This is a genomic window from Zarconia sp. (assembly GCF_057467645.1).
Genome location: NZ_JBRJXU010000110.1, coordinates 1 through 11,898, shown reverse-complemented (window position 1 = coordinate 11,898; position 11,898 = coordinate 1). Strand labels below are relative to the sequence as shown.

9 protein-coding genes are annotated in these 11,898 nt (G+C 50.3%); 3 read left to right on the top strand and 6 right to left on the bottom strand.

Annotated features, from left to right (window positions below):
• Window positions 1-432: 432 nt before the first annotated feature.
• The 6 genes from lptC to AC2215_RS17360 form a co-directional block, all read right to left on the bottom strand.
• Window positions 433-1,608, bottom strand: coding sequence for an LPS export ABC transporter periplasmic protein LptC (lptC, locus tag AC2215_RS17385; RefSeq protein WP_486811258.1), 1,176 nt, complete (start codon window positions 1,606-1,608; stop codon window positions 433-435).
• Window positions 1,609-1,765: 157 nt separating this feature from the next.
• Entirely contained in the window at window positions 1,766-2,377 is a 612-nt protein-coding gene (locus tag AC2215_RS17380; protein ID WP_486811257.1) for a LabA-like NYN domain-containing protein, read from the bottom strand.
• 200 nt (window positions 2,378-2,577) lie between these two features.
• Window positions 2,578-4,176 (bottom strand): methionine--tRNA ligase, encoded by a 1,599-nt coding sequence (gene metG, locus AC2215_RS17375; RefSeq protein WP_486811256.1) that lies wholly within the window; start codon window positions 4,174-4,176, stop codon window positions 2,578-2,580.
• 833 nt (window positions 4,177-5,009) lie between these two features.
• Window positions 5,010-6,188 carry a hormogonium polysaccharide biosynthesis glycosyltransferase HpsO gene (gene hpsO / locus AC2215_RS17370; protein ID WP_486811255.1) on the bottom strand — a complete coding sequence of 393 codons (1,179 nt, stop codon included), beginning with the start codon at window positions 6,186-6,188 and terminating at the stop codon, window positions 5,010-5,012.
• Between the two features lie 197 nt (window positions 6,189-6,385).
• Entirely contained in the window at window positions 6,386-6,580 is a 195-nt protein-coding gene (locus AC2215_RS17365) for a DUF2949 domain-containing protein (RefSeq protein ID WP_486811254.1), read from the bottom strand.
• A gap of 414 nt (window positions 6,581-6,994) precedes the next feature.
• Window positions 6,995-9,076 carry an NAD(P)/FAD-dependent oxidoreductase gene (locus tag AC2215_RS17360; RefSeq protein ID WP_486811253.1) on the bottom strand — a complete coding sequence of 694 codons (2,082 nt, stop codon included), beginning with the start codon at window positions 9,074-9,076 and terminating at the stop codon, window positions 6,995-6,997.
• Between the two features lie 44 nt (window positions 9,077-9,120).
• Between AC2215_RS17360 and AC2215_RS17355 the strand changes: the two genes are divergently transcribed.
• From AC2215_RS17355 to AC2215_RS17345, 3 genes are all read left to right on the top strand, one after another.
• The gene (locus tag AC2215_RS17355) at window positions 9,121-9,441 is read left to right on the top strand and encodes a hypothetical protein (RefSeq protein WP_486811252.1); all 321 of its coding nucleotides are present in this window, start codon (window positions 9,121-9,123) and stop codon (window positions 9,439-9,441) included.
• 157 nt (window positions 9,442-9,598) lie between these two features.
• Window positions 9,599-10,231, top strand: coding sequence for an IS607 family transposase (locus AC2215_RS17350; protein WP_486811251.1), 633 nt, complete (start codon window positions 9,599-9,601; stop codon window positions 10,229-10,231).
• Entirely contained in the window at window positions 10,188-11,336 is a 1,149-nt protein-coding gene (locus AC2215_RS17345) for an RNA-guided endonuclease InsQ/TnpB family protein (protein ID WP_486811259.1), read from the top strand. Before AC2215_RS17350 ends, AC2215_RS17345 begins: the two co-directional genes overlap by 44 nt.
• The last annotated feature ends 562 nt before the right edge of the window (window positions 11,337-11,898 follow it).

The following is an 11,898-nucleotide window of genomic DNA, read 5'->3' as shown; positions in this document are numbered from 1 at the left end:
GGGAATAGGGATGAAGTACTTTGCTCCCCAGCAACCAGATGTAGCCAGTGCGATCGCTTCGCTCATCAAGAGGCTTGCCAACCGCCCGAATCTCACCCAGAGTCGGCATCCCGTCCACGTCGCGGTAGCAAAACTGACGTTTTTTTACCAAAGTCGCTCAAATGAAGCTTTTTCGTTTTCGAGCGCAGAATTCAAAATATATAGCAGTCCCGGCCGGTATCATTACAAATTTTCAGTCATGGGGAATGGGGAATGGGGAATGGGGAATCGAAACAATCTATTTCTTCAATCGTGTAAATACACCAGCGCGAAGCGCTATAACAATTCTGAATAGACATCTGGTAGAAAAGCTAACGCTAAAAATATACAATCGCGCAATCTAAAATTCTCTACACCCCAGCCTCGCCCGAAACGTCAGTTCGGGATCGGACGTTAAGGAATAATTTCCGTCACCACTCGCCCCCCGCTAATCGCAAAGGTTTGGGATTCGAGTTTCCCCTCCGCTTTCGGGCCGGTCAAATTGAACGGGGGATCGACTTGGCGATAGGTCACGTTCCCCTCGGCAACAAATTCCTGGGCGGAAATATCCCAGGTCAGGTTCTCCGCAATCAGCTGGGCGAGATTATCTTTCCCCAACGCTTCGATCCCGTTGGTTAAATAAAAGACTTTTTCGGCTAACGTCACCCAACCCTGATTCCCTGTCATCGTCACGTCTTCTTCTTCGTGAACCACCTTCACCGGAACGTTAGAGGTTACGACTTCCCCCGGCAAATCCCAAATTAGCTCGTTGCTGGCGACTTGTAGGGGGGGGTCGACGAGGCTCAGTTGAGCGTTGTCTTGGAGGGTTGCAATCTGAGCGGCCAGATCGAGGGTTGCTTGTTCGGCGACAGCGCGATCGGTAATTTTTTCTTCTTCTTCTTCCCCTTCCCCTTCGATTTCAAATCGATCGACCTGAACTTGTTGCTCGATAAACACCTGTTCCGGTTCCATCTCCCAGACAATCCGTTCCGTGCTCACTTGCAACGATGACTCTTTCACCCGCATCACCACTGCCCCAAAGGCTTCTAACCGTCGCTGCTGGCTGAACAGTTGTACCTCCTCGGCGGTTACGTCGGCGCGATCGTGGGTTCCGGTTAAATTCCCGCGCACGATTAAGGTATCGTCTGCAGGAAGCCATTCCAACTCGTCTCCCGTCATCACCGCCCCATCTTGGGTATCGACGGCCACGACTTCCTCCCGGAGGACGATCTTTTCTCCGTTTTGATGCACTTCCCCTTGCAAGGCTTCGATTTGGAACACGAGTTCCCCGTTTTGATACAGTTCGGCTTTGGGACTCTCGACGGCAGCCAGTTGGCGATCGCCGCTATAAGTGGCTTGCTTGCCGTTCACCACCCACATCAAATTGCCTTCGCCATCCACCTGTTCGAGGGTAATATCATTGAACGTCAGGCGGTTTTCCACCTCGGGTTCGGGTTTTGAGTCTTCGACAATTTTCTCGGGTTCGGAACTCCGATTGCCGCACGCGCCTAACCCCAAGAGTAGAATGGCTGCCATGGAGATCGCCACGGCTCGAATGGAGAGAGAATATCGGAAAAGGGAAAAAGTCATACTCGACCCAGCCAGTCTTTATCGATCGTCCAATTATCGACGGTACAAACGTCAAGGATAGAGGAATCCGCGCCCGTCGCCATTTCCTCTATCCTGGATGGTGCCAAGTTTTAAACCCACCCCGTTTGCAGCGCAAGGGAGGGGGCAAGGGCAACCCTCACTCGACGGGTCGATCGTCCATCGTCCCCATACCCGACAAGGATCGGTAGTTACTGTAAGAGGCTTGGCGGGGCGTTTTTTGGATATCTTCTTTGATCGCTTCGAGGTCGATATAGCGATCGGCCACGTTAATCAAACTATCGCTGGTCATCGATCGCAAGCTCACCACTTCTACTCGCACGCCGCGATAGCTCACCGAATCCACCGCATAGGCCAGATCTCCGTCACCACTGACCAGGACGGCCGTATCGTAAGACCCCACCAACGCCATCATATCCACAGCAATTTCCACATCCAAGTTGGCTTTTTTGGAACCATCAGGGAGTTGGACCAAATCCTTGGCAATGACGCGATAGCCATTACGACGCATCCACAGCAAAAAACCCTGCTGCTTTTCGTTGGTGCGATCGACCCCAGTATAGAAAAAAGACCGCAGCAAACGAGATCCCCCCGTCAAACGGTAAAGCAATTTGGTATAGTCAATTTCCATTCCCAATTGCATCGCCGCATAGAATAAATTAGAGCCATCGATAAAAATCGCTACCCGACCGCGATTTTCTAGAACTTGTTCGGGGGTGAATATTGAGTCGTGATCGAAATCATTAAACATTGTTTTTTTATCCTAATTTTTTTATGAGAGTATGCCAGAAAAATCAATTTTTTTAGATTTATTGACAGGTTTACGTAAATAAAAAACCAGATAAGTTTGCAGAAAACTCTAGGGCTTCGCCAGTCCGAGATCGAAAGAAAATTGATGTTTTTGACAAGCAACGCGCCCGAGGAGCCAACTCGCAATGGAGCGAACGAAATTTAGGGGGTTGCTCGAAGTTCTAAGCGGGCAAACACCGGACTGGGTTTTTGAAATGGTCGATCGCCGTCTAAGTGACCCCAACGGCTATGACCCTCGAACGAAATATCCTCCCCGGTTGCGGGATCGTCAAAATTCACCTCAAAACCTAACTGCTGGTAAATGGCCGTACTCAAACCCGGCACAATGGGAGAGAGTAAATACGCAGCTAAGCGCGCCGATTCTAGAACGACGTACAGGACTTCCTCGACCGCTTCTAGTTCTCCTTGCTTGTACAATGTCCAAGGGGCCCGATCGTCTAGAAACTTATTACAACTGCGCACCAAAATCAACGTCTCTTCACAAGCTTGGTGAAACGCCAAAGACTCGTAAGCCTGGGTGACCCGTTTGCCCAGATCTAAGCCAATGGTTTTGAGAGGATGTTCGGCGTCCAGTTTCTCGGGATCGATGCGAGGAACCGTCCCACCGCAATATTTGTGAGCCATTCTCAAGGTTCGATTGAGCAAATTCCCCAAATCGTTTGCCAAATCGGCGTTGAGAATATTGATGAATCGGGTTTCATTGAAATCGCCATCTTTCCCGAATTCAATTTCCTTGAGGAAATAGTAGCGCACCGAATCCGCTCCGTATTGCTCGACCAATTCCACCGGATCGACGATATTTCCCAAGGTTTTGCTCATTTTATAACCGTCTTTGGTCAAAAAGCCGTGACCGAAAACCCGATCGGGCAAGGGTAAACCCGCAGACATCAGCATGGCAGGCCAATAAACGGCATGAAATCTCAAAATATCCTTGCCGATCAGGTGCAGGTTGATGGGCCACCATCGAGCGAGTGCATTTTCTAAGGTTGCCTCTTGAGCGTCATCGAGTAAAGCCGTGACGTACCCCAGCAGAGCGTCGAACCAAACATAGAGCGTATGTTCGGGATCGTTGGGAACTCGAAATCCCCAGTCTAAATTAATCCGCGAGATGGAAAAGTCTTGAAGTCCGCCTTTGACAAAATTCAAAACTTCATTTCGGCGAATCTCCGGTCCAATGAAATCCGGTCGCTTCTGGTAAAGGTCTTCAAGTTGCTGTTGATATTTGGACAGGGCAAAGAAATAGTTTCGTTCGTCCCGCCACTCGACCGTTTGATTGGGATGCAGGGGGCAGCGACGATCTTCGAGCAGATCGCGCTCTTCTTTAAACTCCTCACACGAAACGCAGTACCAACCCTTTTGTTGTCCTAAGTAGATGTCACCCCGATCCCACACGCGCCCGAAAAATTCTTTGACGATGGCTTCGTGTCGGGGGGCCGTGGTGCGGCTAAAGCGATCGTGCTGGATGTTAAGCTGTTGCCACAGTTCTTGAAATTTGCCAGCTATCTCGTCACAGCGCTCTTGGGGAGAGCGCCCTGCTTCTTGGGCGGCCCGCTGGATTTTCTGTCCGTGCTCGTCCGTACCGGTAATTAGCAGTACGGATTTGCCTTGCAGCTTCTGAAATCGGGCGATCGCATCAGCAGCAATGGTGGTATACGCACTGCCAATATGGGGCAAGCCATTGACGTAATACAATGGCGTGGTGAGCGCAAACGTGTTGGGTTGGGTACGAGGATCGTTCATATACTTTGTGAGGAGTGACCTCTCACATCCTTTTCGATCTCCATAAGTTTGGAACCTAAAAGGACTGCTTAATCGTTTCGGGCCGATATTCCTCGAGATGTTATATTACTATTTAGTTTATATTTTAATCACATTCAGTCAACTAAGTATCAAAATTACTTCTTAAAATAAGGAACTCGAGCATCCACACTCCGCAAAACTTTTCGCTCGTTCAAACTTTAAGATTCGCTAAAGAATTTCTGTATTCTGGATAAAGACTTTCACGGTAGGGGTTTAAGCATTACTTGAGACTCTCAATCGATGGGGAACAAAGAAGAAACTGACAAGATTGAAGGAGTTAAAAATCGAGCGTTCCTGGAAATGGATTTCGATCGAGGCTTTAGATATTAAATTTTGTAATTTAAAGTGAGTTTCGACCGGTTGGTAGATTAGGAATCGAAATGATTCCAAGGGGATGACTCATCAGAGGCTTGAGGACTGATTGCAAGACCGAATAATCAGCGATCGCAGTTCCAACAGATGTATCGATCGACGGATATCGAGTCTGGGATTTGAGGGTATGGGGATTCGGTACAACGACCCCGGAGTACGACTCTCCTTGCAGAGGCTCCAATTGAAATTTAAGTTTATATTTCAATCTCTAACGCGATCGACCTTTCGTGCTACAGATAGCGATTCTAGATCGATCGTCGTCCCATGGTCAAACGTTATCTGCGGACCGGGGAACTCAGTTTTTTTGTGATGGTATCGATGCACCCGATCGCTCGATAAGCCCCAGGCAAAGGAGAAACAGCCGGTGACCCAATGCGAGAGTCCCAGATCGATCGAAAATCTTACGACCCTAGACTCAATAACTGTTTGTAAAACGTTAACAATTTATGAGCGAGCGCTTTATTGGTGTACTGTTCGATCGCCCGTTCGTACCCCCGTCGAGCAATCTCCCCGGCGGCATCCGGTTGTTCGATTAGCTTTTTCAAACAGGTTTTCAACTCGGCGACGTTTCCTTCCGCAAAGACTAAACCCCCTTCAGATATGACATGGGGAATTTCTCCCGAATCCGACCCGATAACCGGCACTCGGCAGGCCATGGCTTCGATGAGAACGTGACCGAACTGTTCCTTCCATCCGACAGAGGTGAGGGTTTTAAATCGATAAGTCGTTTCAGAGGGTAAAACCAAAACATCGAGTAAGTTAATGTAGCGCTGCACGTCATCGTGGGGAACGCTTTCCACCCAAATCAGTCGATCCGACCAACCCCGACTCGCCGCCCAAGCCTGAATCTCCTCTTGCAGCGGTCCGCGACCGAGTAGCAGCCATTTCCAGGGATAGTCGGAAATCGATTCGAGGGCTTGGCTTAAGGTGCGCAATCCCTTTTCTTCCACAAAACGACCGACGTAGCCGACGACAAAATTGTCCGGATTCAGTCCCAATTGTTGGCGTAGTTCCGGAACGGGATGGGGGTGGAATAAACTCTCATCCACACCCAGTTGGGGCATAATCTCGATCGGACCTTTGTAGCCACGATCGCGTAAAATATCTGCACCATCTTGATTGCCCACGACAATGCCATCGGTATGGCGCAAATTGTAGGCTTCGAGGGAGGCAATCGGCCATTTCAACTCGTAGGGTAGATTCCACCAGGTAAAGAAGAGCATTTTTGCCTTCAGTCCCAAGAGTCGATTTAAGGTAATAAATTGGGCGTAGGCGAGAGATTTCGACCCCTGTTCGACTTGGATAATATCGGGTTTAAATTCCCGCAAAAGCCCCAATAAGTCGGTCCCAAAGGTCAATAATCCCTGGTTGTTTTGGCTGAAGTTAGAAACCGGAACCACCTGAAACGAACCTTCGCGAAGGTATTCCGATTCGATGATTTTATTTTGCACGCCGCCAGGTTTCCAGCGACGGGGAACGACGATCGTCACTTCAATATCCGGATGAAGTTTGGCGAGTTCTCGTAGTTTATCTCGATTGAGATCGACAATATAGGTGTGACTGGCAACTAGGACTCTCATGGACGATCGCTTTCGGATTTTGCTCGATGTTTCTCAAATGCAATTCCATCATAAGAGACCCATTCTGAGGTTGTCACGGGAACGGAAAATATCGGAATCGGCACGGGTCTCACGAGAAAATCGGCAAAAACAAGCAAAAAATAACCGCCCCACATCACTCAAACCCGATGCAAGGCGGCAATTTTTGAGGATGGGTTTCATACCGTCTCTAGCCAGTCAAAAATTTTATCGAGCTGTTCGATGGTAACGAGTCCGTATTGCCACAGTACCATTGCTAAGGTGTTGACACCACAATCTTCACTTTGACGCACGGCCAGGGAAATTGAGTTTTTGGGGATTAATAACTCGTTCTGTAAAAATTGAATCAACTGAGCCTGTTTAGTAAATTGCATCTCGTCATTTGCACCTGATGAACCGAATTAGAGATAGTATCTCTGGGATTGTTTAAACTGACCGCGATCGAACTTACTTTGAGGTGCGATCGCGATCGCGAATTTATTGTGATTTACCCCCTAATATAACGAAGATCGGGAGAAATAGAAATCGAGTTTTTATGGATTTTTTAACCAATGTTTTGGCAGATAACTCTATTTTCAATGAACGTCAGTTTTGGATTGTTGTATCTGGTGAGGATGGGGAATGGGGAATGGGGAATGGGGAACGGGGTGTGGGGTGTAGGGTGTAGGGTGTGGGGTGTAGGGAATGGTTAATTGAATAATTCTCCTCTCCCTTGTCTCCTTGTCCCCTTGTCCCCTTGTCCCCTTGTCTCCCCCCTCTCCCTTGTCCCCGAAGCCTCCGAAGCTTCCTCAAACAATTTCCTGCAACTTCGCCCCAGACACAGAAACCTTTGGCGCGCGGCGACCGATACCTTCGGTGAGAGCGTAACTTGCCGCGATCATCCGCAGCCACAAGCCGGGATAGCGCGGTTCGAGCCAGGGTTGCACCCACCCGGCAAAACCCGGCAGCCAGCGGAACAACCCACCGACGAAGGATTGCCAGGTAAACGTCAGGTAACTCCCCAACCAGCGGAACAAATCCTGCGGACCCGCCAGTTGCCAAATCCACCACAAGAGAGCGGGGTTTTGAAAAGCGGCTTTGAGGGCGAGACGGTTGAACATTCCCCAGGAAAGGCGATCTTTAATAAAGGTATCGGCAACTTCAGGGGGTTCGCTCTCCAGGATGCCAAAAAAGGTATTGAGCATGGCATTCACTCGTTCCGGGTCGATAAAACGACCGGTGGGAACCATCATTCCTTTGGAAAAGAGCCAGGTGACGGCAATATTGCTTTGGTAGGCGCGAATGCGATTGAGATGGTCGGCACTGAGCAAATCGTGTTTGAGGGCAGTATCGAGGAGATGGGTGAGGCGAGCCATATTCCGCACCAGGGAACCAAAGCCGGTAAAGATGAGGGGAGATTGCAACGAGGCGGCATCACCAATGGCAATCAGACGATCGAACGCCACCCGGCGATCGCTGCTACTTTGGCTGAAGTGACCGGGAATGTAGCCAAACGTCGCTTTTTTCCATTCCAAACGCTCCATGTCGCAGCGGCGATACTCCGGCAGGATGGTGAAAAAGTCCTCGTACATTTCCAGGAGAGAACCGGGATTTTCCGGGTGGACTTGGTGGTAGTGGAATAGATACACCGTCAATTCCCGACCGCCAGCGGGAAATAGCTCCCAAATCAGTTGCCGTCCTCGGGAAATATCGCCGTGGGAATTGAGAACGTCACCGTATTGAGAATCCCACACCTCTGGCTCGAATCCGTCGGCAATGACGGCCCCGACGGTGGGACAAACACTATCGAAAGCGCGACCTCCATTGAGTTGCCAGGCGATCGGGGATGCAGTTCCCATGGCATCGACGAGCAGGCGACCCCTGGCTTGTTTGGGGGTAGAAGTGGGCAGGTGTTGCGCCTGAAGGGTCACGCCGTCGCCATCGATATCGGTGCGGATAAATTCCGTCTCGTCCCAAATTTCCCCCCCAGCCGATCGCAATTTCTCCCCGCACAGACGGAGCAGTTTTTCAGCATCGATGGCGATATTCAGGACTTTCGGGGTATGCAGGACCGGTGCTTTGCACTGGGGGGGATTGTTAGCATCGAAGAATTTATTGAACCCATCTCGATACTCGGCTGCAATCAGGCTTTCAAATTCCGCTGCGGTAAACAAACCCAAATCGATCAAGCTTTGAAACTCGGTGCGGGAAATATTCCACTCCCGATTCATCCGTCCGAAGGGGAGGCGTTCGAGCAGGAGTACTCGATACCCCCGTCGCGCCATCACCGCTGCGTGGATGACCCCCAGTGCGCCGCCGACGTAGATTAAATCGTAGGTGGGGGCATCGATCGAATTGGCAGCAGAATTAGCCGCATGATTCGATTCAAAAAACACCACTTGCTTCGGTTCTTGGGGACGGCGCACCCCCTCCCGCCACCGCTTTTCCCACCAGTAGACGCGCGTTAGATCGAATTCGCCGTTGGGGATTTTTTGGAAGTATTTGACGGTTTCGGGGTAGTGGGGTTGGAGGGCGTCAAAAATGGAGCAGTTGGCCAGATCGATTTCGGGGGGTTCGGGATAGTGGTTGGGAAATTGTATCCGGATATCCCGTTCTAAAGCAGCGATCGCACGAGTTTCTGAGGGAAGGGGGCGATCGCTCCAACGAAAGGCTTTCAGGTAGGTGGTTCGCTGCACCGACCAGAGGAAGACGGATAATTCTTCTGAGGAGTTGCTATCTTTACCAGTTTTGAACGCCAGTCGCACGCCATCGGGGGTGGAAGATTTTTCGATCGATGTGGGGGAGACATCAAGTTGCCATTTATCTTGCAACCAGGTGCGGACGGCGGCGGTATCGGGGGTGGGAATTTCGAGGTAGAGGAGTTGTTTCATCGGGATGCGGGTTGAGGGAGGAGCCGATCGAAGTAAAATATGAAGTGAGATATATTGTACGTCGTCGCTCGATCGCGTCTTCACCCAAACCCAAAAGCCACAAACCAGCTATCCCGCGCGTGAATCGTCCCCATCGTCCCATCCCTGAGACTCTTACAGAACTTTTAGCGCTTCTTCAACAATCCACCGTCGATGAAGAAACTGTTGCTGCCGCGATCGCCGGTACCGTCCATCTCTGCCGCGAGGACGGAAAATCCCTGGTCGATGTGACGGCGGAAGTGCTGCACGACGATCGCATCCTCGACTCCACGCAACGGCGATGGTTGAGTAGTTTGGTGGCCCAGGCGTGGGAGAGTATTCCTTGAGGGAGACAAGGGGGCAAGGGGACAAGGGAGAGGGGGGAGAAAATGCGCGCATTAAAAATTCAAAATTCACACTCATAGACGAAGTAACAAGTGGCACATTCCCTGCTAAAACATACTAATACCTTATAAAATATCGGGATAGATTTTTTAGTAGGTAATGAAACGGTATGTCACCCCCAGAGAAGCCGCCGAACATTATGGGGTTTCAGTCCAGACCCTTAGATTGTGGGATAAGCAAGGTAAGCTCGACAGCATCCGAACACCAGGAAACCAACGACGTTTTTGCGTCGAAGACTCAGAAGACGCGCGTAACAAGCCTGTTGTCTGCTATGCAAGAGTCTCTACCCATTCCCAACGGGATGAGCTCGATCGACAAGCTGAATTTTTACGCCAACGCTACCCGGCAGGGGAAGTGGTTACAGAGGTTGGAAGCTCCCTCAATTTTAAACGGCGAAAACTGCTCAAAGTATTGGAACGAATTCTCGAAGGAACTATCAGCCAGCTTGTCGTCGCTTACCCCGATCGACTCGTCCGATTTGGGTTTCCATTGGTCGAATGGCTTTGCGAAAAGAAGGGAGTTAAACTCGTGGTTCTCAACGAACGCAACCTCTCTCCGCATGAGGAACTTGTCGAGGATATCTTGTCGATCCTCCATTGCTTCAGTGCGAGGCTTTACGGACTCCGAAAATACCAAAAACAAGCCCAAAAAGCAGTACAAGAAAAACCCTCGGAACCGATCGAAGAAGATACCGCCCAACAGTGTCTCGAAACTCAGGGTCTTTCCCTCTAAGGAACTGCATCGGGTCTGGAAACAATGGATTAACGCTTATCGTTGGATCTACAACTGGTGCATCGCTCATCTTCGGGATGGTTGGCGTGGATCTGCATTCAGCCTTCAGAAGGTGGTTAGAGAAACCGCTCGACCGGACTGGGTACGAGGACTGCCGGGGCATCAACTGCAAGAGGCGGTAGCCGATGCGATCGATTCTTGGACTCAAGCAAAGGCAAACGGTGGAAATGGGGCTAAGTTCAAGTCCTGCCGAACACCCTCCCAGGTTGTCAAATTCAAGCCGGGAAACTTCAAGAAAGGGGTCTGGTATCCCACGAAGGTCAAAGGCTTGCAGTTTCGCACACCCGAACCGTTCCCCACCGAATGTCCTTACGGAACCCAACTCGTTTGGCAACGAGGTAAATGGTATGGGGTCTTTCCCGAACTTCGCCCCGTTTCTCCCACGACGAGATCGGGGGTTGTGGCTCTCGATCCGGGGGTGCGAACCTTCGTTACTGGGTATGACGGGTCTAAAGTGTTCGAGATTGGGACGGGCGATATCGGACGGATTCAGAGGCTGTGTGCTCATCTCGATTCTTTGATGAGCAAAATCGACTTAAGCACTGCCAAACGGCAGCGACGAGCGATGAGAAAAGCTTCCTACCGCATTCGAGAACGGATTGAGTCCTTGGTCAAGGACTTGCACAACAAGGTGGCCCGGTATCTGGTCAACCATTACAAAGTCATCTTCCTACCCACCTTCAACACTTCCGAAATGGTCGTCAAGTCCAAGCGCAAGCTACGGAAGAAAACCGCTCGCAATCTGCTCACCTGGAGTCATTATCGGTTCAAGCAACATTTGATACAGATGGCTGAACGCGAGGGTGTGTTGGTGGTGCCCTGCAACGAGTCCTATACCTCGAAGACTTGCCCCGAATGCGGTCACATCCACTCACAACTAGGGGGTAACAAAAAATTCCAATGCCCTGAATGCGGATACACAGCCCCTCGGGATTGGAACGGCGCTCGGAACATCATGATTCGAGCTTTGCAGGCAACAGCCATCACCGTCAAAAGTGGTGCTATACAGGTTGGAATCTGTGAAGAGCAGGTAATAGCCGGTTAAATGTTGCACAACCCCTTGTCTATGGGGAAAAATGGAAATCTCCCTTTCTCGCCGGTTTTTTGGGGCATCCGTTGCTCGCATCCACTCGTCGTCGTATGGCTGTAACCCTCACTCCATATATTTTTGAGTATCTCTCTCGAAGAGAGAGATGGCTCCACTTTATCTGGGGAAGCTGCCAATTTCCCGAGACGCGGCATTCGATCGGTCTGAGATGGGTCAAAGGAAAATTGATTTACGTACAACGCGATAAAAATCCCCGAAATTATTCTGGAGAGACGGTTTTAGGGCATCTAAACTGCTGCTCGATCGGGCTTGACCCGTCTCGGGAAATCGCCGAAACCCGCATTCTCTCGTGGAGATGGTTCAAATCCTTACGGAGACTTGGATTGAGTGGTGTCAGTTGCCATGCGTGCAGACTCGATTTATACTGCAAGACAGAGATGGGTCATTTTAAGGCTCAAAACTCCTGTTCTGTCTGGGTTCTACAGACGAACTCCCTACCGATTGGGTTAAATCGGATTAGTTGGAAACCAAAGGAGCCGGGGTCAGCGTTGTCGCTAAT